Consider the following 21,118-nt stretch of genomic DNA (forward strand, 5'->3'; position numbering starts at 1 on the left):
TTGCCTCTCGCGTGGGCCTTGGCCAGGCCATCACCCACCCTGGTCGGTGGCGGGTGAGCCTGACCAGCACCGCTCACCCGCAGCGGTCTCGCCCACCCGCGGGTCTCGACCACCTGTAGCCGTCGTGCACCCCCGCAGATCTCGACCGCCCGTAGCCGTCGTGTGCTCGCGCAGGTCTCGTCGCTCACTCACAGCGGTCTTGTGCTCCCGCCGCGGTCTCGCGCTCACCGGTATCGCGCTCCCCGGTCCGCTCGGGCGGCGGCTCGGGCCATAGCGGCCGCCCCGCGCTTCACGGGCTGGTCGCTGATCGTCTGACTGGTTGGGTGGTACGTGTCGTCACTGGCTGGTCGTACGTGTCGGCCGGGCGACGATGACCACCCGCCGCTCCGCATCGCCCACCGGCCGGTCGTACTGCAGGCCGTAGCGGGTGGCGAGCACGTCGAAGAAGTCGCCCGACGGGTCGGGGTCGATCCGCTCCACCACGGCCCGGATCTCCAGGTACCAGTACGGCTTGTCGGGGTCGTTGATGGAGACCGCCAGGTTCCCATTTGCCGCGACATTTCGGTATTTCTGGCGGTTCGTGGTAGTCGTGAAGCGCAGGAACTCGCCGTCCCACACCGTCCAGACCGGGTTCACATGCGGCTTCTCGTCTGACGCGATGGTGGCCAGATGCGCGAACAGCGGCCTGGTCAACAGGTCCAGATGGCTCTCAGGAATCACGTGACGCCTCCTCACTCGGGTGTACGGCTATGCACATTATCAAAGCTTTGATAGTCGTCAATGCTAGATTGCTTGTAGCATCTCGTGCCATGGGGATGCCCGCGGAGGAGCGCCTCGGCCTCGACATCAAGCGAACCGAGCAGGAACTGATCGCCGCCAAGCAAGCCGCGGTCAGGCCCGCGGGGCTGACGGTGCCGCAGTACGCGACGCTCTACGTATTGGCGGCCAACCCCGGCATCTCGGCCGCCGCTCTCGCCCGAGCCTGCTTGGTGACCCCGCAGGCGATGACCGTGGTGCTGAAGAACCTCGAGGCACGCGGGATGGTCGAACGTACGCCACACCCGTGGCACGGCAATGTCCTGGAGACCCGACTCACGGACGCCGGCCGCATCGCACTGGAGGAGGCGGACGAGCGGGCGGTGCGGATAGAGCGGGCGATAGCGGACGAACTCACCGCAGAAGAGCGTGACACTCTGCGATCCCTCCTCCAACGCTGCGGAACGGCGATCGGCCGGGCATTCTCGCAACTGTGAAGGGAGCGAACTGTTGCTGGCGTTCGCTATGCGAGTCTGTGGTTTCCGGTAGAACTGTTGTTTGATCGCTTGGTTGCGACGGAGGGTGATCGTGCGGTAATTTTCTGTTACAGCCGGGTGCTTGACTGGCGCTCGGTCCCCGTCCCTGTTGGTGTCCGTATCAACGGGATAGCGTCCGGCGGGGCGGTGGCCCAAGAGGCGCGCTCCCTCCAGGAGTGCGCAGTCAGGCCGTGACAACGCGGTTCTCAAACTACGGTCCGCCCGGCTTGCCGGACGGACGCGGCTTCGGCTTCCACCGGATCACTGCCCGGCCTCGGTCGGGTGCGACGAGACTACGCCGATGTCCGCTTTACCTAGGTAAACACAGGGAACTGAAGACGCTTGCCCTCGGCCCCCACGCCGGGGGTTCCGGAAGCGATGACGTCCCACGGAGCGGTATGGATTCTCGGCCACTCGACCCCTGATCATCCTTGGTAGAGGCCATGTAACGAGATCGTGGATCACCACTCAGTGGGACGTCATCACTGCGGTGCCACGTTCACCAGTTCGGTCCGCGCTCCTGTTCGGCTCGCCGTCCATCCGGTTCGGGATCCGTCTGGCCGTCCGGCCGCAGTCCGGTTCGGATCCGTTCCTGGAGGAGAAGCAGCGGGACAGCAAGAGCGACCTGGCGCTGATGGATGTCTACGTGTTCACCCCGGTCATGCACGAGGTCTGTGCCGCGATCCGTCCGGATGACGGCCCGCGGAGCGGCGTCGTTTTTCACCCGCCCAGCCCTGTTCTCCCATGATAGGAAAACACATGGCGAAATCGTTGATCCACCCCTGGGTGGGACGCCACCCCCGTTAGGCTCGCCCGCTGCCCCCGGTCTGCGCTCTCCGCCCTCCCAGGTTCGCCCTCTGCTCCGGTCCGAGTCTGAGATCTGCCTGGTCCGCGTTCGGTTAGGTCCGCCGTCGGTCCGGACCGTGCACGGGGCCCAGGGTCGCCCGTACCGCTCATCTTGCTCACCCGCATGTCGACAGTGGCTTCCGAGCCTCGCCATGCCCCGCCATTTCCCTCCCGGAAACTAGCGCTGTCCCGCCATGTCCCTAGTTTCCGCAGCTTGGACACCTCGAGTCTCCGACCTGCTCGGCGTTTGCGCAGATCAGAGCCAGCCTTGTTGGAGGTCCCGTGTAGCCCTAGAGAGCAGGCGTGAACGCCGATTTGACGTAGGGCGAACGGCGACCTAATCTTCTCTTCGCCCCGGGAGTGAGCCGGACGCCGATCAGGCGGACGGGCCCCCAAGGCGAACCCCTTGAGAACGAGCCACTCGGCCAGGCGCTTCCATGCGCTCGCTGGCACGAGTCGTCTTGGGTGCGCTCAGATCGCCGGAAAATCGGTTGATTCGACAAGTCCAGGATGGCACGGTAAGTTGCGAGGGTTGCCCTGGAGACAGGGTGCACAATCTTAGACAGTTTGCACAGCTTCAAGCAAGTCTCCGATTTGACGCGAAGCCGACAAGCTCGATAAGCTTAAGACACAACGAAATGAACGCCTCTCGCAGGTTGGGGAGTACGCGTCCGTTTCTTGAGAACTCAACAGTGTGTTAAAAGCCAGTGCATGATGCACAACCCCGTCATGTCTGCGCCTCTGGGTGTAGATGATGATGGATTCCTTTTATATGGTTGGGATTTCTTTCCCTTCAGACATTGTTTGGAGAGTTTGATCCTGGCTCAGGACGAACGCTGGCGGCGTGCTTAACACATGCAAGTCGAGCGGAAAGGCCCTTCGGGGTACTCGAGCGGCGAACGGGTGAGTAACACGTGAGTAACCTGCCCCTGACTCTGGGATAAGCCCGGGAAACTGGGTCTAATACCGGATACGACCGCCTCCGGCATCGGATGGTGGTGGAAAGTTTTTTCGGTTGGGGATGGGCTCGCGGCCTATCAGCTTGTTGGTGGGGTAGTGGCCTACCAAGGCGACGACGGGTAGCCGGCCTGAGAGGGCGACCGGCCACACTGGGACTGAGACACGGCCCAGACTCCTACGGGAGGCAGCAGTGGGGAATATTGCGCAATGGGCGGAAGCCTGACGCAGCGACGCCGCGTGGGGGATGACGGCCTTCGGGTTGTAAACCTCTTTCAGCAGGGACGAAGTTGACGTGTACCTGCAGAAGAAGCGCCGGCTAACTACGTGCCAGCAGCCGCGGTAATACGTAGGGCGCAAGCGTTGTCCGGAATTATTGGGCGTAAAGAGCTCGTAGGTGGCTGGTCGCGTCTGCCGTGAAAGCCCGCAGCTTAACTGCGGGTCTGCGGTGGATACGGGCCGGCTAGAGGTAGGTAGGGGCAAGTGGAATTCCTGGTGTAGCGGTGAAATGCGCAGATATCAGGAGGAACACCGGTGGCGAAGGCGGCTTGCTGGGCCTTACCTGACGCTGAGGAGCGAAAGCGTGGGGAGCGAACAGGATTAGATACCCTGGTAGTCCACGCTGTAAACGTTGGGCGCTAGGTGTGGGGATCTTCCACGATCTCCGTGCCGGAGCTAACGCATTAAGCGCCCCGCCTGGGGAGTACGGCCGCAAGGCTAAAACTCAAAGGAATTGACGGGGGCCCGCACAAGCGGCGGAGCATGTTGCTTAATTCGACGCAACGCGAAGAACCTTACCAAGGTTTGACATCACCCGGAAACGTGCAGAGATGTGCGCCTCTTCGGACTGGGTGACAGGTGGTGCATGGCTGTCGTCAGCTCGTGTCGTGAGATGTTGGGTTAAGTCCCGCAACGAGCGCAACCCTTGTTCCATGTTGCCAGCACGCTCCTTCGGGGGTGGTGGGGACTCATGGGAGACTGCCGGGGTCAACTCGGAGGAAGGTGGGGATGACGTCAAGTCATCATGCCCCTTATGTCTTGGGCTGCAAACATGCTACAATGGCCGGTACAGAGGGCTGCTAAACCGTGAGGTGGAGCGAATCCCTAAAAGCCGGTCTCAGTTCGGATTGGGGTCTGCAACTCGACCCCATGAAGTCGGAGTCGCTAGTAATCGCAGATCAGCAACGCTGCGGTGAATACGTTCCCGGGCCTTGTACACACCGCCCGTCACGTCACGAAAGTCGGCAACACCCGAAGCCCGTGGCCCAACCAGCTTGCTGGGGGGAGCGGTCGAAGGTGGGGCTGGCGATTGGGACGAAGTCGTAACAAGGTAGCCGTACCGGAAGGTGCGGCTGGATCACCTCCTTTCTAAGGAGCACCGATCGGATGACGGAAGTCATCGATCTACGCTGTGCCTGCGAGCGAACGTCTCGCACACGGCAAGCTCATTAGTGGAGCACTGGCTACTCAACCGGTTCCGGTCTTCCGGGCCGTTGGTACCGCCGCTGGAGACAGCGGAGTGGGAAGACGCGTCCTGAGACGATCTGAACTGGTTGGACACACTGTTGGGTCCTGAGGAAACGGACCTGGGACTGCGACCGCATCCCACCACCCACGCCAGGGTCACCCGCAAGGGCCTGACCTCCTGGCGCCGGGTCGGCGGGGTGGGACGTCGGCGGAAGTCGGCGCCCTTGAGCGGTGGGCAGTCCCGTGGTTTGTGGATACCTCATGCAGGGCCGCCTTCTGTCACATCGCATCGATCCTTCTCCCTCCAGGGGGAGCGGGGTGGTTGGTCTGGTGGCGGGTGGGGTTGGTTGCTGTTTGTTGTTTGAGATTTGCATAGTGGACGCGAGCATCTTTGTGGCCAAGTTTTTTAGGGCACACGGTGGATGCCTTGGCATCAGGAGCCGATGAAGGACGTGGGAGGCTGCGTTAAGCCTCGGGGAGTCGCCAACCAGACGTTGATCCGGGGATGTCCGAATGGGGAAACCTAGCACCAGTCATGTGGTGTTGCCTCCGCCTGAATGTATAGGGCGGTTGGTGGTAACGCGGGGAAGTGAAACATCTCAGTACCCGTAGGAAGAGAAAACAAGAGTGATTCCGTGAGTAGTGGTGAGCGAAAGCGGATGAGGCTAAACCGGGCGTGTGTGATAGCCGGCAGGCGTTGCATGTCCGGGGTCGTGGGACCCTCTTAAGGGAGCTGCCGCTTTCTTGGACAGTGATAAATCGATGGGTTAGTCGAAGCCTCTGGGAAGGGGCGCCGTAGACCGTGAGAGCCGGGTAGGCGAAAATCTGTCGACTGTTTGAGGGGATCCCAAGTAGCACGGGGCCCGAGAAATCCTGTGTGAATCTGCCAGGACCACCTGGTAAGCCTAAATACTCCCTGGTGACCGATAGTGCACGAGTACCGTGAGGGAAAGGTGAAAAGTGCCCCGGTGAGGGGTCGTGAAATAGTACCTGAAACCGTGTGCCTACAAGCCGTAGGAGCTTACATCAGCTTGCTGGTGTGTGATGTGACTGCGTGCCTTTTGAAGAATGAGCCTGCGAGTTATGGTGTGTGGCGAGGTTAACCCGTGTGGGGGAGCCGTAGCGAAAGCGAGTCTGAAGAGGGCGTTTGAGTCGCATGCTGTAGACCCGAAGCGGAGTGATCTACGCATGGGCAGGTTGAAGCTCAGGTAAGACTGGGTGGAGGACCGAACCCACCAGGGTTGAAAACCTGGGGGATGATCTGTGTGTAGGGGTGAAAGGCCAATCAAACTCCGTGATAGCTGGTTCTCCCCGAAATGCATTTAGGTGCAGCGTCGCGTGTTTCTTGCCGGAGGTAGAGCACTGGATGGCTGATGGGCCCGACAAGGTTACTGACGTCAGCCAAACTCCGAATGCCGGTAAGTGAGAGCGTGGCAGTGAGACTGCGGGCGATAAGGTTCGTAGTCGAGAGGGAAACAGCCCAGATCACCGACTAAGGCCCCTAAGCGTGTGCTAAGTGGGAAAGGATGTGGAGTCGCAGAGACAACCAGGAGGTTGGCTTAGAAGCAGCCACCCTTGAAAGAGTGCGTAATAGCTCACTGGTCAAGTGATTCCGCGCCGACAATGTAGCGGGGCTCAAGTACACCGCCGAAGTCGTGGCATTGACTCCCATGTGGGGTTGATGGGTAGGGGAGCGTCGTGCAGCCGGTGAAGCAGCGGAGTGATCCAGTTGTGGAGGCTGTGCGAGTGAGAATGCAGGCATGAGTAGCGAATCGAGGGTGAGAAACCCTCGCGCCGGATGACCAAGGGTTCCTGGGGCAGGCTAATCCGCCCAGGGTAAGTCGGGACCTAAGGCGAGGCCGACAGGCGTAGTCGATGGACAACGGGTTGATATTCCCGTACCCGCTTCAATGCGCCCATATCGAACCTCGTGATGCTAAGAGTCCTTAAGTCCTCTGATGTCCTTCGGGACTAGGGGTGAGGCTGAACGCTCGATCCGATCGGGTAGTAGGTAAGCGATGGGGTGACGCAGGAAGGTAGTCCAGCCCAGGCGATGGTTGTCCTGGGGTAAGCATGTAGGGAGTGAGGTAGGCAAATCCGCCTCGCATGAATCCTGAGATGTGATGCCGAGCCGATTGTGGTGAAGTGGATGATCCTATGCTGCCGAGAAAAGCCTCTAGTGAGTGTTGTGGCGGCCCGTACCCTAAACCGACTCAGGTGGTCAGGTAGAGAATACTAAGGCGATCGGGTGAACTGCGGTTAAGGAACTCGGCAAATTGCCCCCGTAACTTCGGGAGAAGGGGGACCTCTGCTGGTGATCAGGCTAGCTCTGTGAGCTGGTGGGGGTCGCAGTGGCCAGGGGGAAGCGACTGTTTACTAAAAACACAGGTCCGTGCGAAGTCGTAAGACGATGTATACGGACTGACGCCTGCCCGGTGCCGGAACGTTAAGGGGACTGCTTAGCCGATCTTCGGGTTGGCGAAGGTGAGAACTTAAGCGCCGGTAAACGGCGGTGGTAACTATAACCATCCTAAGGTAGCGAAATTCCTTGTCGGGTAAGTTCCGACCTGCACGAATGGCGTAACGACTTCCCCGCTGTCTCAACCGCAGACCCGGCGAAATTGCACTACGAGTAAAGATGCTCGTTACGCGCAGCAGGACGGAAAGACCCCGGGACCTTCACTACAGCTTGACATTGGCGTTTGGAGCGTCTTGTGTAGGATAGGTGGGAGACTGGGAAGCTCGGACGCTAGTTCGGGTGGAGTCATTGGTGAAATACCACTCTGGTCGTTTTGAACGTCTAACTCTGGTCCGTGATCCGGATCGGGGACAGTGTCTGGTGGGTAGTTTAACTGGGGCGGTTGCCTCCTAAAGGGTAACGGAGGCGCCCAAAGGTTCCCTCAGCCTGGTTGGCAATCAGGTGTTGAGTGTAAGTGCACAAGGGAGCTTGACTGTGAGACTGACGGGTCGAGCAGGAGCGAAAGCTGGGACTAGTGATCCGGCATCGGCGTGTGGAAGCGGTGTCGCTCAACGGCTAAAAGGTACCCCGGGGATAACAGGCTGATCTTCCCCAAGAGTCCATATCGACGGGATGGTTTGGCACCTCGATGTCGGCTCGTCGCATCCTGGGGCTGGAGTAGGTCCCAAGGGTTGGGCTGTTCGCCCATTAAAGCGGTACGCGAGCTGGGTTTAGAACGTCGCGAGACAGTTCGGTCCCTATCCGCTGCGCGCGCAGGAGACTTGAAAGGGGCTGTCCCTAGTACGAGAGGACCGGGACGGACGAACCTCTGGTGTGCCAGTTGTACCGCCAGGTGCACGGCTGGTTGGCTACGTTCGGAAGGGATAACCGCTGAAAGCATCTAAGCGGGAAGCTCGCCTTGAGATGAGGTCTCCCACCATGAGAGTGGGTAAGGCTCCCGGTAGACGACCGGGTTGATAGGCCGGAGGTGGAAGCACGGTAACGTGTGGAGCTGACCGGTACTAATAGGCCGAGGACTTGACCACAAAGTATAATGCTGTGGTGTGTGCTGCGCTCTGTTACTCTTCGCCGGGTCCAGAGCAGCGCCACACCGCAGATCTTCTTGCTCGCGTCCACTATGCAATTCTGAGACAGCAAACACGTGTGTGTTTGACAGTTTCATAGGGTTACGGCGGTTATGGCGGGAAGGAAACACCCGGTTACATTCCGAACCCGGAAGTTAAGCTTCCCAGCGCCGATGGTACTGCACTCGGGAGGGTGTGGGAGAGTAGGTCACCGCCGGACAATCTTTGGTTACGGGAAAGGGCTCCACGTTTGTGGGGCCCTTTTTCGCGTTTCAGGGGGGCTTGCGCCTTGTGCGTGAGCCCTTCCTGCGTTTCAGGGGGCTTACGCGTTGTGCCTTGTGGGGCCCTTTTTCGCGTTGTGGGGCCTCGCGCGTTGTGCGTGGGGTCCTTTCTGCGTCGCGGGCTCCGGTGCAAGCGATAGCGGACGATGCCCTGCGGGACGCGGCCTGTTCACGATCAGGAGATGTACAAGTTTCGGATTGCGGTCCTGAACCGGTGTGGTCGATTCAGACTGAGCCGACCGCACCGCCGAGCAGTCGCAGGCGCCGGATCGTACAATCAACGGCTTATCCGCGAAGAACGAAGGCGCCCCAGCCCATCTACCGCCTGCCGTACTCGAGATAAGAATCACCTCCCTGGTCCAAGAATTGCCGCAAGGCCGGCACGTCGGGGTCGTCCGGATTTTCGCGTAGCCATTCGCTCAGCGTCCACCATTGAGCGCCGATGTACCTGTCCCAGGTGTCGTGGTTCGCCAAGCCCATTTCCACCAGCTCATAGCCGGCGTCTTCGATGAGCTTGGCCGTACCGGACAGCGAAGCGAAGGAATCTTTCGGCACTTGGAGCGATGCACAGGCTACGGGCGATGGGAGTGATCCAGTAGCAGTCGCCGACCGGGGCGAGTCCGCCGGGGCGGAGTAGGCGGCGTATGAGCGTGAGAGTGCCGGCGAGGCCGCCGCCGATCCACGTGGCGCCCATGCACGAGACGATGTCGTACGGGTGCGGCTCGTCCTCATAGGTTCCGGCGTCCGCCTCGATGAAGCGTACGTGGTCGGCCACATCGAGCTCGTCCGCGCGATCTCTGGCGGCCGCGAGAAAGACCTTGCTGATGTTCGAGCCCACCCCGTACGAGCCGTAACGGGCGGCCCATTGAGTGAGCATTTCCCCCTTCCCGCAGGCGAGATCCAGATGGCGCGCCAGGTGTGATGCGGCAGATTTCGCCGAGGAGCGCTTTTCGTCAGTGATGAGGTTCAGAGGCCCCTCTGTGACTCGGCGATCTCATGGAAGCGGAGTGACATGTCAAGCAGTTTCCCGAAGTGGTCAATCCCCGCGACCGAATATGCGGGCCGGGCCAGGCTCGGTGACATGCTGCGGCTTGCTAGGCTGGAGGTACCGGGCCATCCCACCGCGGGTGGCCTTCGTCGCGTAAGGCCCGAAAATCGGGCGGCGACCTGCCACGGCGGACCGTCATGTGACGCACGGGTCTGCTGAGTGAGCCAACGAAATGGACCAGAAGTGAACAGTGATAACGGATCGGACGGCGGACAGCGCGAACGGGGCGACGGCGGAGACAAGCGTCCCCAGGGCGGCGACAGGAGCGGCGGGTATGGCTCCCGCGGGCGCGATCAGCGCGACTCCAGAGGCGACCGTCCGTTCCGTTCCGACGACAGGCCGCGCTCCGGCGACCGAGGGCCACGACGCGACGGCGGCGACCGAGGGGCGTCGCGGGATCGCGGATACGGCGAGCGTTCCGGATACCAGGGACGCGACGACCGGGGCACCGGGCGCGACGGCGGGGGATATCGCGGCCCGCGTCGTGAGGGTGCGTCCGGCGATGACCGGGGACCTCGTCGCGAAGGCGGGTTCGGCAGTGACCGCGGCCCCCGCCGCGAAGGTGGTTACGGTGGTCCGCGCCGTGAAGGCGGGTTCAGCGGCGACCGCCGTGAAGGTGGTTACGGTGGCGGTCCGCGCCGTGAGGGCGGGTTCGGCGGTGACCGCCGTGAGGGTGGTTACCGCGGTGGCGACCGGGGTCCGCGTCGCGAAGGTGGCTTCCGTGATGACCGGGGCGGGCGCGGTGGCGATGACCGACGTCCCTTCCGCGACCGTGACGACCGGGGCCCGCGTCGTGACGTCGGCTCCGGCGATGACCGTGGCCCCCGTCGTGAGGGTGGTTACGCTGGTCCGCGCCGTGAAGGCGGTTACGGCGGTCCGCGCCGCGAAGGCGGGTTCAGCGGCGACCGCCGTGAAGGTGGTCACCGCGGTGGCGACCGGGGTCCGCGCCGCGAAGGTGGATACGGTGGCCCGCGCCGTGAGGGCGGCTTCCGGGACCGTGATGATCACCGGTCGGGTGGGTTCCGTGATGATCGGGGTCCGCGTTCTGAGGGTGGCGACGATCGTCGTTCCTTCCGGGACCGTGATGACCGCGGCCCCCGCCGCGAGGGTGGTTACGGCGGTCCGCGTCGTGAGGGCGGTTACAGCGGCCCCCGTCGCGAGGGCGGTTATAGCGGCCCCCGTCGCGAGGGCGGCTTCCGCGACCGTGACGGCGGCGGGGATCGTCGTGGTTTCCGTGACCGTGACGACCAGCGCCCGGGTGGGTTCCGCGGCGACCGGGGCCCGCGTCCCGAGGGCGGCGGTGACCGAGGTCCCCGCCGTGAGGGCGGCTTTGACCGGGGTTCGCGTGGCGGCGACGACCGCCGTCCGTTCCGGGACCGCGACGACCGTGGCCCCCGCCGCGAGGGTGGTTACGGCGGTTCGCCCCGTGAAGGTGGGTTCCGCGACGACCGCGGTTCGCGTCCTGGGGGTGGCGACGATCGTCGTTCGTACCGGGATCGTGACGAGCGTGGCCCTCGTCGCGAGGGCGGTTACGGCGGTCCGCGCCGTGAGGGTGGTTACGGTGGCCCGCGCCGCGAGGGCGGCTTCCGTGACGATCGGGGTCCCCGGCGCGAGGGCGGCTACCGCGACCGTGACGATCATCGGCCGGGTGGGTTCCGTGAGCGCTCTGAGGGTGGCGACGATCGTCGTTCCTTCCGGGACCGCGACGAGCGTGGACCTCGTCGCGAGGGCGGTTACGGCGGTCCGCGCCGTGAGGGCGGCTTCCGTGACGATCGGGGTCCCCGTGAGGGTGGTTACCGCGACGACCGAGGCCCGCGTGGCGATGACCGTTCCCGCCCGTTCTCGCGCGATTCTCGTGACGACCGGGCGCCCAGCGGCACCCGCGCCAGGTTCGGCCGTTCCGAGGACGACGCTCCGAAGCGCGAGCCGTTGCCCGAGGTCGCGCCTGACATCACCGCCGAAGAGCTCGACAAGGAAGTACGCGACGAGTTGCGCTCCCTCCCCGGCGACCTCGCCGAGCTGGTGGGCAGGCACATGGTCGCCGCCGAGCGTGCGCTGGAGGAGGACGACCCCGACCAGGCTCACGAGCACACCAAGGTGGCTCGCAGGTTCGCGGCCCGCATCGGTGTCGTACGTGAGGCGGCGGGAATCGTCGCCTACCGGGCTGGGCACTTCTCCGAAGCTCTCAGCGACCTGCGCGCGGCGAGGCGGATGACCGGTTCGGACGCCTACCTCGCGGTCATGGCCGACTGCGAACGCGGCCTCGGCCGTCCGGAACGCGCCCTCGACCTGGTCCGCTCGCCCGAAGCCGAACGCCTCGACAGGGCGGGACGCATCGAGCTGTCCATCGTGGAGTCGGGCGCCCGCCGCGACCTGGGCCAGAACGACGCCGCCGTCATCACCCTGCAACGCCTGCCCGAGCTGCGCGACCCGCAGGCGAAGCCCTGGTCGGCTCGTCTCGCGTTCGCGTACGCCGACGCCCTGGCCGACGCGGGTCATCAGGAGGCCGCGACCGACTGGTTCGCCAAGGCGATGGCCTTCGACGAGGACGGCGAGACGGATGCCGCCGAGCGGTACGCCGAGCTGACGGGTGCCGTCATCGAGGACGTCGAAGAGGACTTCGACGACGAGGATTTCGATGACGAGGATTTCGATGACGAGGACCTCGATGACTACGAGGACGACTCCGACGACGCGGGTACGGCCGGCCAGGCCGACGCCATGATCGAGGTGGACGAGGACGTCGACGAGGACGCGGCCCTCGCTGAGGCAGACGACCTTCTCGACGACTCCGAGCCCACCGACGACCAGTCTGCGGAAGCCGAACCGGTGGACCAGGGGGACAAGCTGGTCGGCCGACAGGATGCCGATGATGAACAGGACGGCGCCGCGGACCGGCAGGGCGCCATCCGTGAGCAGGGCGGCTCTGCCGACCGGGAGGACGCCGACGACGAGCAGGACGGGGCTGCCGGCAAGGCGGAATCAGCTCCTGAGCAGGCGGGATCCCCTTCCGGGCCGGAGGCGGCCGAGTCCGGCGACCTCGAGGATAGTTCGGCGAGCGCCGCAAAGGACGTCTCGAAGGTCGCCTCGAAGGACGTCCTGAAGGGCACCTCAAAGGACGCCTCGCAGGGCACGTCGCGGGACGCCGAGCCTGACGAGCTGCTGGACGACTCCGGCTCGGCAGAGCCGAGCGCCCCGGCGTCCAAGACCCCTGCGGTTGAGACTCCGATGGCGCTGGGCATCACTCCGGCGTTCATCGAGCCCGACTTCGGTGACATCCTGGACCAGCCCGACGAACCAGCCGAGGACGCTGCCAAGCGCGACTCCGAGCGCGAAGACTGACGTCCTGCTCCGCCGTACACCTTCCACGGTGTACGGCGGAGTTCTGGTACGGCGTTTCGTACCAGAGGTCAGGGTGAGACGCGGTCGAGCCAGTGGTAGATGCCCGCGACATTTGACGGAGCGCCACTCAGGAGCTCGAACTGCTCCGCTGTCTCATCGTCCGCCTTGAGCGCTTGGTACCGTTCCATGGTCCGGTCCCTCACCATGGCGACGGCATGGTCGAGGTCGAGGCCCTCCGTGTGTACCTGGCGGGTGAGATCGACCCAGACGCGAAGTTCCTCCGCGGAGCGTTCGAGCGTCTCCTGTACGGCGCCGACCGGTCCGTAGTGGCTGAACAGCAGCCGCTGTGGGCCGAGTGCCTTGAACAGTGAGATCGAGTTGAGCGCCGTCTCCAGGTCGAAGTCCGGAGGCGGGGTGGCCGGGCGCAGGTCCCCGGTCTGAGGCAGGTACACGCCGGCGGCGTCACCTACGTACAGATCGCCAGTGGCGGAATCGATGAGACCCACATGGTGCTTGGCGTGGCCGGGGGAGTAGTGGCTGTTCAGCGTCCTTCCGTTGCCCAGGTCGATGGATCCGGTGTCGCCGAGTGCGACGATGCGGTCGGCCTCGGTGGGCGATAGTTCACCAAATAGCGTGTCAAGGCGGTCACCCCACACCATCCTCGCGCTGGCCATCAACCTGGACGGATCGGCCAGGTGCCTGGCTCCCTTCTCATGCACCACGATCTGGGCGGACGGGAAGTACCTCGCCATGTCCCCGGCGCCGCCGGCATGATCTAGATGGATGTGCGTGACCACGACCGTGGCAAGGTCCTCCGGGCCCACGCCGAGCGAGGCGAGTGCGTCACGGACCACGGGCGCCGAGGTCGAGGTGCCGGTCTCGACCAGGCATGGGCGGTCACCCAGGATCAGATATCCAGCCGTGATGCCCGAATAGCCGGCCATCTTCGTATCGATCTCATAGACGTCGCCGCCCAGGTCGGTGATGTTGTCCACAGTCACTCCTGATCCGCTGCCGTTATCCCCAGAATGGCGTTCGAGCCGATCCGGCGTACCCCTCATCGTAAAGAGTGATCTCACCAGAACCCCGATGGGAGGACGACAGTGGACCGCAACGAGGTCGTACTGGTGGGAAGGCTGTCCGCGACGCCAGAGGAAAAACCCCTGCCGAGCGGTGACATCCTCACGAAATGGCGCCTGATCGTGCGCCGCCCGGAAAACAGACGCGGCCAAACGATGACGGACAGCGTGCCATGCGCGACCTTCGATCCCGAGGCGGCCGCCTTCGTACGCAACCTCAGACCCCGCGACACCATGGAGATCAAGGGCGCTTTCCGCTGCCACGTCTACGGCCCGACAGCCGCCAAGATCTGGCGCTACGAAGTCGAGGTCACGATGGCGAAGGCAGCCCCACCTGACTCGGCTGACCAGCCGAGGCCGTCACGACCGCGCCGAAAGCCTTTCCCACTCGCACAGAGCCGACGGCTCGGCACCGACCCGGAACCGCCGGACGCACAGGAGTGCCGTCGAGGCTCGGCCTCTCCGCCAACCCCAAAGCCATCCGGAAACGCGATGACCCAGGACAAGCACGACAACCTCCCGTCCATCCCCTCGCCACGCCCAGCCCCGGACCTGGCCCCGACCGGCTAGCTCGCTATTCGGGGGTGGCGCCTCGTGGAAGTGTCCGGCGATCGCTTTGCCGATCGCCGGATAATCGACAGCGGGGGTCCGGGGGTCCGGGGGTCCGGGGGTCCGGGGGTCCGGGGGTCCGGGGGTCAGCGACAGGGGAGCGTGCCGAGCCGCACCGTTCCTACAGGTAGTCGCACTGCTCGCCACCCGTGCGCCGATGACATCCCGCAGGCAGGTGTAGTTGCCTCAGCCACTCGGCCCTATTCATCCCCTCTAGAAGCCATACAGCGAGATCGTAGATCCACCACTCAGCGGGACGTCACCCCGGCCCCTTGTCAACGGCCAAGTGCGTGTGGGCCAGCCCCAATGGCTACCGGAGACACCCCTCGACCGCATTGTCAGGTTCGCTGGAGCGCCCCTGCCACGTTGCCGGGACTGTTCAGCGACGGCTGGAAGTCATGCTGGGCGTGGTCCATTATCGCTGCGGCCTGCGGCCTGCGGCCTGCGGCCTGCGGCCTGCGGCCTGCGGGATAGCTCCTGTCGGCTGAGTGACGGTCGATGCATTGACACTCCCCGTTGCCGCGCGGATAACTCGCGGTCCCCCGGAATGATGGGATTTCTGATGATCTTCGCGATGGCATCGAGCGGGCAATGCCCTGGGTGGATCAACGATCTTGTCGTACGTTTCCTACGTGGGCCAACAGGGCTGAGCGGGTGAGAACCTACACCGCTCTCCGAGACGTCATCGCGGCAACCGCCTTCGCTCGCGACGACGCCATCGATCTTCAAGCTGGGGACGAAATTCCACCACGTGATGGGACGTCATCTTGCGGCGGATAACCACCATTGCTGGTCCAGGAAGTGACGTCCCGTCGAACGGTGTATCGCCTCGGCCTCATGCGCTCAGGCTCACCAGATCATTGATCCACCGCTTAGCGGGACACAAGCGCCCAAGGCCGGTGCAGGTAGATCGTGACGAGGTACAACTCAGGAGGTCGGTATCGCTATTGATCGTCTACCGCAGTGGCCGGAAACGTTCACCGGCTTGCGATATGTAACCGGCGATGGTCTTCGCGCACACCAGCGACTCGGTACGCGTGGTGTCCACTTCCAGGTCATAGACCATGCCGTCGTGTACCGCCTCCGCCTGGGCCACGGCCATGCCCAGGATGCGGTCTCCCCGCGCCTGCTCGCGCTCGGCGGCGACCGCGCTGTCACACCTGACGCCGACCCACAGGACGTCGAGCCCGCCAAGAACTCTCTGCCACTGCTGCTGGGAGTCCCCTCCTCCGAGAAGGACATCATCGATGATGACCCGGGCTCCGGCACGGGCCATCGTGGCGATCCCCTCCCGCCACGCCGCCTGCAGTCGCAGGAACTCCGGCCCGACGGTCACGCCGCCGTCGGAGGCGATCTTGAGTCCCGTGTCCGATGTCATCATGGATTCGGGCATCGCCTCGATCATCGAGTCGACACCCCCGATGGCAAGCCAGGGCTGCGGCAGCACGCCCTGCAGGTTCCGGACGATCGAGGACTTGCCGGCGCTGGATCCGCCATTGAGCACGATCACCTGCGTTGTCACGGCGTACACAGTAGGGGCGCCGCCTCAAGGAAGTGAAACGATTTTCGGCCGACACTGCCCTGCCGCTGCGACCCGGTGAACGTTTCCGGCCACTGCGCCAGCCGGGCCGTTGCGTCGCCGATCAGCAGCGGTACACGAGAACGGAGCAGTTGAACGGTGGCTGCTCTGGGTCGCTACGCCATTCTCGTACGTACAGCCTGCGCTCAGAGGGGCTCTTTACAGATGCTGAGTGGTGTCCCATCCAGTGGTGGATCAACGATCTCGCTCTGCGGTTCCTACGTGGGCGAACAGGGCTGAGCGGGGGAGAAACTACACCGCTCTGCGGGACTTCGTCGTGGTATGCGGTGATTGAGCCGTCCAGGCCGCAGTCGTCGAGCTGCCAGCGCCGCTCCAGCCGGCGGCAATCGTCCTTGCGGAACAGTGCGGGATTGTCGGTCGGCAAGCTGGCCGAAGGCCCGCTTCAGCCCGTCCTCGCCCGTGCCCTCCGGAGCGGGCAGGAGGGATGCGAGCGCGGCCAGCTCGCGATCGGCGGTGGCCCGACTCACCTCAGCCGGTGGCGAAGGTACGGAGAACGAGGCCCGTAATGGGCTTAGGGCCGAAGGAGGTTGATTTGCGAGGCACGCGCTCGCCCCCCGCCGCGATGGCCAGCACGTCGTCGACGGCCAGCGGCTTCAGAATCACGGCGGTGCCGGCCGTGTCGAGAGCCAGCTGCAGGGCGGCCTTGGGGTCATGATGCACGATCCGTACGGCCTGTTGATCGTCCTGCATGCCCCACACCTTGGGCAGGACGAACTCACTGAGGATGGAGATGTTCAGCGAGTTCCACCGATCGGAGCGGTCCGCAGGCATGGCACGGGCGAGCTGGACCGGATCAGGGTTGGTGAGCAGGTGGCAGCCACCTTCGCCTGCGAGCAGAAATGCGGGCTCCCCTGCGGCCTGGAGCGCGGCCAGGCCCTGGTCGAGGGTGGCATGATCGTGGACACGCCACGACCCCTTGGCCTTGGCCGCCGCCTCGGTCAGGGGCAGGCCGGGGATGACGCGGTGAATGGCCTTGAGATCGGGCGGGTACGCGGTCGAGTCGACGAGCAACGCCAGCCCGAAGTCCCATGGACCAAAGGTGGAGTGTCCCTGCTCGCCGCCACGCGCAGGCTGCCCCGTCGGCTGCTGGGCTCCGGACGCTGATGCGGTGGCGGGTCCTGGCATCTGGCTTGGTTCGGTGCTGGTTGCTGGGCCGGGGCTTGGTTCGGTTTGGCTTGCGGGGCCCTGAGGTGGTTCCGCGATGGTTACTGGATCCGGAGCCGGTGTCGGGTTGGTCGCCGGACCCTGAGGAGGTGTGGCCTCGGGCGTTGAATGCTGAACGGGTGTGGCAGGGGGCGCTGACGGGTGGGCCGATGCGACGGAAGGCTGAGCGCCGTCGGGTGGCGCGGGTGCTGGCTCTGGTTGTGCGTTGAGGTGCGGTTGTGTGTTCAGCGGCGAGGTGAGCGGAGGCTGTGTGGTGATGGATGCCGGTGTTGTGGGAGCGGGCCATGAGGTGGAGGTGGGGACCTGGCTGGCACGGGCCGTGTGCTCCTGTCGTTGGAGAACCCGGTATGTCGCGTACCTGTGGTGGCCGTCGGCGATGAGGGCTTGGCGGTTTCGGAGGTCGGCGTTGACGGCGTCGATCTCGGCCGGATCCGTGATCGCCCAGAGGCGGTGGCGGAGACCGTCCTGCGTATCAGCCGTCACCAGAGGCGGGCGTGTCGACGCCACGTGATCCACCAAAAGGGTTGCCGTGCCTTGGCCGCCGTCGTAGAGGAGGAAAATGGGTTCGAGGTTGGCCTGGGTGGTGCTCATGAGGGCGAGCCGGTCGGCGACGGGTCCGGGGAAGATGTCCTCGTGGGGGAGGATGATGCGTCGAGCCGGGTCCACCAGGGCCACGTCGCCGATGAGGCCGCGCTGTAGGACGCCCGGTCCGTGCTGTTCGTACACATATAGGGCTGGTTGCTCGTCGGCGACCAGCACCTTCGCATCCAGCCAGGCGAGGAGGGTGTCGCGGGCTTCGCAATAGCGCTCGTTCGCTGAGCGTTCGGGTATGTCGGCAGATGGCTGGACCGCTGCATCCCCATGCGCCTCACCCTGAGGCTCATCGCTGGGTCGAACGTCGTCGAGTGGCTTGCCACTGTCAGCGGGCCGCTCGTCGTGGGAACGTGCGTACTGTTCGTGATGTTCGTGATGTTCGGAACGAGGCTGCTCGTCCCCCAGTTCGGAACGAGGTTGCTCGCGTCCGGGCTGCTGGTCTTTGGGGTGCTTGCCCGCGGGCTGCTCGTCCTCGGGCTGTTCGCCCCTGAGGTGCTCGGCCGATGGGTGCTCGTGACCGGGCTGCTGGTCTTTGAGGTGCTTGCCCGCGGGCTGCTCGTCCACGGATTGTTCGTTCCTGAGGTGTTCGTCACTGAGCTGCTCGCTCTCGGGCTGCTCGTCATCAGGCCGTCGGCCGCCGGGGTGGTCGTCGGGGAGCTGTTCGGCGGTTTCTTCCGACGGGGTGTCGTATTGGCTGACTGCTGGCTTGGCACGCGTTCCGGCGGGGTGGTGACCGATCGGGGCCGGAGATGTGTCGTCGGCGTGATCGCTGGCTGCGATTCCGGCGTCGTGCTTGTGGGTGCTGATGGAGTCGTGGGGTTGGGGGATGGTGACGGCAGCGTCGGGTGCGCTCTGATCGTCAGGTGCGCTCGGATGGGTGCTCAGCGCGGGGCTCACCGCTGTGGCAGCGGGTTGTTCGTCGGCTGTCGTCGCAGCGGGGGCGGCGTGGTGGGAGGCGGCGCTGGGCGTCGTGCTGTGGTGGGAGGTGGCGCTGGGCGGCTTGCTGTGGCCGGGGGCGGCGCTGGAGGTCGTGTTGTGGTGGGGGGCAGCGCTGGGGGGTGTGCTGTGTTGGGGGGAGTCGGGAGCGGGTGGGTGTCCTTCGGGGGACTGGGGTGGGGATGAGCAGGGAAGGATGAGGCGGACGACGTTGTTGGGATGGGAATCCAGGAGGGCCCGTACATCACCCTCAGCGATCAGGTCGTACGGCGGGGAGGTCACCTTGGCGGGATCGTCGACCGTGAAGCGGACGCCGCGGAAGGGGCGTAGGAGCAGTCCATCAGGCACCGGCAGTTCAGGATTCCCCATACCGGGCATGCTCCCATAAGTGTCCGGGTCTTCCGAAAGTCGCCCCCAAGCTCCCAACGCTCCCGATTCCGCGGCGAATTCAACGGAACCCTGTCGGCCGATGAAGGAGGCCTCACGCATGGTCCAAGGTAGAAACGTGCACGATGAATCCCCTGGGGCTCCGGGGGGTGGCGTTTACGTCTGGTATCAGCGCGGGGTGAAGCTTTTGAAAGAGGGCAGTCCGGCAGCTGCTGCCGCCCTGCTGGAGCGTGCCGCTGCTGCGGAGCCCGATTCGCGCAGCATCAGGGAGGCTCTTGCGCGAGCGCAGTTCAATTCACGGCAGTACGCGGAGGCTGCGGCGAGCTTCCGCCAGATCGTCGACGCCAATCCGACTGAGGATTACGCCTATTTCGGGCTTGGGTTATCGCTGTGGCGAACGGGCGACATTGAAGGGGCCCAGGAACCCCTTGCGATCGCTGTGGCCATGCGGCCGGATGAGCGTCACTACGTGTCCGCGCTGAAGAGCGTCCGCGCCACTCTGCGGGCTCGGCGTGAGATGTAGACGACTATCCAGATAGGCGGCTGGCCGCAGCCGCAGCCGCAGCGGTGGCGATCGGCGCTCGTACCGGCTGCGCCCTGGGGCGGGCGACAAGCCGCACGACGGGCTTGCGGTTCGGGTCGCTTCGGTGCTCGACGACGGTGTTGTCCTGCTGTGGGCCGCCGATTCGGAGCCGCCGTCTCCGATCACCGGCAGCCGCTCACGGGAGCCGCGCCCTACGACCGTCCATCGCTGAGCGATTGGCAGCACTTCGCGTACGCGCTCCGTATCAACGGCGAGTTGCGCTTCGCATCACGGCGAGTTGCGCTCCGTATCAACGGCGAGTTGGAGGAAGTCGTGCGGCGCTATCGAGAGGCGCTGGCCGTCGCGGCGAGCCATCTGCGGAGGCAAGCCCGCCGCTCGTGACGCGCCCGCTTGTGTCGCGCCCCGCTCGTGTCGCGCGCCCTGGTCGTGTCGCGTCCGCTCAGGTCGTGTCCGCTCATGTCGCGTCCGGAACGTGGTCATGCTGGAGATCCGTGCCGGGCTTGGCGAGAGTCTCCATATGCTCGGTCGGCTGGCCGAGGCCGAGGAGGCTGAGCGCCGTGAGGCGTTCGATGGCTGCGGGCTCTCCTTCAGGCCCGACCATCCGGATGCGCTCGTCCAGCGTGGACGGCCGGCGGATCTGCTCTCTGTCCAGGGTGAGTTCGGCGAATGCCGGGCCTTGCTGAACGGCCACGACGGGTCAGATCCGGACGAACGCCGGAGCGTCTGATCCGCCCTGCACCCGGGTGCCGCGTGTTGATCGTGCGGGTGGTCAGTCCTTGGTGAGGACGATCGCCAGGCCGGAGAGTACGTCGTTGATCTTGTTGGCGTCGAAGCTGGCGGGGTTGAATTGGTCGGCTGAATCGAGGCCGAGCCATTCCAGGCGTTCCTGGTGTTCGTCGTGGGTGGGATCGGCGAGGATTTCGAGGAGATATTCGTAGCCCCAGACACCCCCGGAGTCCTCAGGCGGTCCCGCGCGGCGTCCGGTCAGGCAGCGTGGATAGGCCGTGCCGGGTTCGGCGTCGGTGATGGCTTCGACCAGGATGTCGTGTTCCCAGTCGTCGCCGAAGTCGTAGGTGTAGCGGAGTCGGTCATTGGCCCGGGGGGCGACCTGGTCGAGTCGGGTGGAGGCCGCGCTGCGGATCTCCAGCTCGCGGTCGGTGTCGCCGAAGCGGCCGGTTGCGGTGTCGAAGACCCACATGTGGTAGTTCTGCCAGCCGAAGGACGCCTGGATGACGTCGTGCAGGTGCCGCAGCGTACTGTCCGAGGCGACCTCCAACCGGCGCCAGACCGGTGGTCGGGAACCGCGCAAGGTGACCTTGATCGTGTGAACCGTCTGCTTCGCGCTGGGGGTGTTCGTCACAGCGATTATTCTGCCGCGCGGCTGGGTTCGGCGTGGGTAGTGGGCTTAACTAGGCTGCTTGTGGACGGC

Annotated in this window: 15 protein-coding genes, 3 rRNA genes and 2 pseudogenes; 11 read left to right on the forward strand and 9 right to left on the reverse strand. The window is 64.7% G+C overall.

Annotation, left to right across the window (positions count from 1 at the left end):
- Positions 1 to 336: 336 nt before the first annotated feature.
- Positions 337 to 720 (reverse strand): PPOX class F420-dependent oxidoreductase, encoded by a 384-nt coding sequence (locus tag ACQP2T_RS24175; RefSeq protein WP_433518347.1) that lies wholly within the window; start codon positions 718 to 720, stop codon positions 337 to 339.
- 89 nt (positions 721 to 809) lie between these two features.
- Between ACQP2T_RS24175 and ACQP2T_RS24180 the strand changes: the two genes are divergently transcribed.
- From ACQP2T_RS24180 to rrf, 5 genes are all read left to right on the forward strand, one after another.
- The gene (locus ACQP2T_RS24180) at positions 810 to 1,253 is read left to right on the forward strand and encodes a MarR family winged helix-turn-helix transcriptional regulator (RefSeq protein ID WP_433518348.1); all 444 of its coding nucleotides are present in this window, start codon (positions 810 to 812) and stop codon (positions 1,251 to 1,253) included.
- A gap of 529 nt (positions 1,254 to 1,782) precedes the next feature.
- The gene (locus ACQP2T_RS24185; protein ID WP_433518349.1) at positions 1,783 to 2,040 is read left to right on the forward strand and encodes a hypothetical protein; all 258 of its coding nucleotides are present in this window, start codon (positions 1,783 to 1,785) and stop codon (positions 2,038 to 2,040) included.
- 899 nt (positions 2,041 to 2,939) lie between these two features.
- Positions 2,940 to 4,463, forward strand: a 16S ribosomal RNA gene (locus ACQP2T_RS24190).
- 494 nt (positions 4,464 to 4,957) lie between these two features.
- Positions 4,958 to 8,066: ribosomal RNA gene (locus ACQP2T_RS24195) — 23S ribosomal RNA — on the forward strand.
- Between the two features lie 142 nt (positions 8,067 to 8,208).
- Positions 8,209 to 8,325, forward strand: a 5S ribosomal RNA gene (gene rrf / locus ACQP2T_RS24200).
- Together the 16S, 23S and 5S rRNA genes form the textbook arrangement of a ribosomal RNA operon.
- Before the next feature lie 551 nt (positions 8,326 to 8,876).
- Here the strand turns inward: rrf and ACQP2T_RS24205 are convergent.
- Positions 8,877 to 9,263, reverse strand: a complete 387-nt coding sequence (locus ACQP2T_RS24205; protein WP_433518350.1) for an SAM-dependent methyltransferase — start codon at positions 9,261 to 9,263, stop codon at positions 8,877 to 8,879.
- 306 nt (positions 9,264 to 9,569) lie between these two features.
- Positions 9,570 to 11,519 (reverse strand): hypothetical protein, encoded by a 1,950-nt coding sequence (locus ACQP2T_RS24210; RefSeq protein WP_433518351.1) that lies wholly within the window; start codon positions 11,517 to 11,519, stop codon positions 9,570 to 9,572.
- On the opposite strand from ACQP2T_RS24210, the gene ACQP2T_RS24215 reads away from it, so the two are divergent.
- The gene (locus ACQP2T_RS24215) at positions 11,424 to 12,776 is read left to right on the forward strand and encodes a hypothetical protein (RefSeq protein WP_433518352.1); all 1,353 of its coding nucleotides are present in this window, start codon (positions 11,424 to 11,426) and stop codon (positions 12,774 to 12,776) included. The genes ACQP2T_RS24210 and ACQP2T_RS24215 overlap by 96 nt on opposite strands.
- 68 nt (positions 12,777 to 12,844) lie before the next feature.
- Here ACQP2T_RS24215 and ACQP2T_RS24220 read toward each other — a convergent pair whose 3' ends face one another.
- Positions 12,845 to 13,771, reverse strand: a complete 927-nt coding sequence (locus ACQP2T_RS24220; RefSeq protein ID WP_433518353.1) for an MBL fold metallo-hydrolase — start codon at positions 13,769 to 13,771, stop codon at positions 12,845 to 12,847.
- A gap of 108 nt (positions 13,772 to 13,879) precedes the next feature.
- Between ACQP2T_RS24220 and ACQP2T_RS24225 the strand changes: the two genes are divergently transcribed.
- Positions 13,880 to 14,425 carry a single-stranded DNA-binding protein gene (locus ACQP2T_RS24225; protein ID WP_433518354.1) on the forward strand — a complete coding sequence of 182 codons (546 nt, stop codon included), beginning with the start codon at positions 13,880 to 13,882 and terminating at the stop codon, positions 14,423 to 14,425.
- 994 nt (positions 14,426 to 15,419) lie between these two features.
- Here ACQP2T_RS24225 and cpt read toward each other — a convergent pair.
- The 3 genes and pseudogenes from cpt to ACQP2T_RS24240 form a co-directional block, all read right to left on the reverse strand.
- Positions 15,420 to 15,986, reverse strand: a complete 567-nt coding sequence (gene cpt / locus ACQP2T_RS24230; RefSeq protein ID WP_433518355.1) for a chloramphenicol phosphotransferase CPT — start codon at positions 15,984 to 15,986, stop codon at positions 15,420 to 15,422.
- Between the two features lie 546 nt (positions 15,987 to 16,532).
- Positions 16,533 to 17,189, reverse strand: a complete 657-nt coding sequence (locus ACQP2T_RS24235; RefSeq protein ID WP_433520033.1) for a hypothetical protein — start codon at positions 17,187 to 17,189, stop codon at positions 16,533 to 16,535.
- 420 nt (positions 17,190 to 17,609) lie between these two features.
- A pseudogene (locus tag ACQP2T_RS24240) lies at positions 17,610 to 18,059 on the reverse strand (DUF1015 domain-containing protein); the annotation flags it as partial.
- 30 nt (positions 18,060 to 18,089) lie between these two features.
- On the opposite strand from ACQP2T_RS24240, the gene ACQP2T_RS24245 reads away from it, so the two are divergent.
- A complete protein-coding gene (locus ACQP2T_RS24245; RefSeq protein ID WP_433520034.1) occupies positions 18,090 to 18,944 on the forward strand; it encodes a hypothetical protein in 855 nt (284 codons plus the stop codon).
- 42 nt (positions 18,945 to 18,986) lie between these two features.
- Here ACQP2T_RS24245 and ACQP2T_RS24250 read toward each other — a convergent pair.
- Positions 18,987 to 19,247: pseudogene (locus ACQP2T_RS24250) on the reverse strand (hypothetical protein); the annotation flags it as partial.
- On the opposite strand from ACQP2T_RS24250, the gene ACQP2T_RS24255 reads away from it, so the two are divergent.
- The 3 genes from ACQP2T_RS24255 to ACQP2T_RS24265 all read left to right on the forward strand — a co-directional run bounded on the left by ACQP2T_RS24255 (position 19,246) and on the right by ACQP2T_RS24265 (position 20,416).
- Positions 19,246 to 19,668 carry a tetratricopeptide repeat protein gene (locus ACQP2T_RS24255; RefSeq protein WP_433518356.1) on the forward strand — a complete coding sequence of 141 codons (423 nt, stop codon included), beginning with the start codon at positions 19,246 to 19,248 and terminating at the stop codon, positions 19,666 to 19,668. The pseudogene ACQP2T_RS24250 and the gene ACQP2T_RS24255 overlap by 2 nt on opposite strands.
- Before the next feature lie 150 nt (positions 19,669 to 19,818).
- Complete coding sequence (locus ACQP2T_RS24260; RefSeq protein ID WP_433518357.1) at positions 19,819 to 20,070, forward strand: hypothetical protein; 252 nt, start codon at positions 19,819 to 19,821, stop codon at positions 20,068 to 20,070.
- Positions 20,071 to 20,161: 91 nt separating this feature from the next.
- The gene (locus ACQP2T_RS24265) at positions 20,162 to 20,416 is read left to right on the forward strand and encodes a hypothetical protein (RefSeq protein ID WP_433518358.1); all 255 of its coding nucleotides are present in this window, start codon (positions 20,162 to 20,164) and stop codon (positions 20,414 to 20,416) included.
- Positions 20,417 to 20,458: 42 nt separating this feature from the next.
- On the opposite strand, the gene ACQP2T_RS24270 is transcribed toward ACQP2T_RS24265, so the two are convergent.
- A complete protein-coding gene (locus ACQP2T_RS24270) occupies positions 20,459 to 21,049 on the reverse strand; it encodes a plasmid pRiA4b ORF-3 family protein (RefSeq protein ID WP_357958329.1) in 591 nt (196 codons plus the stop codon).
- Positions 21,050 to 21,118 lie beyond the last annotated feature (69 nt).

It is taken from the genome of Nonomuraea sp. CA-143628, assembly GCF_050942315.1.
GTDB lineage: Bacteria > Actinomycetota > Actinomycetes > Streptosporangiales > Streptosporangiaceae > Nonomuraea.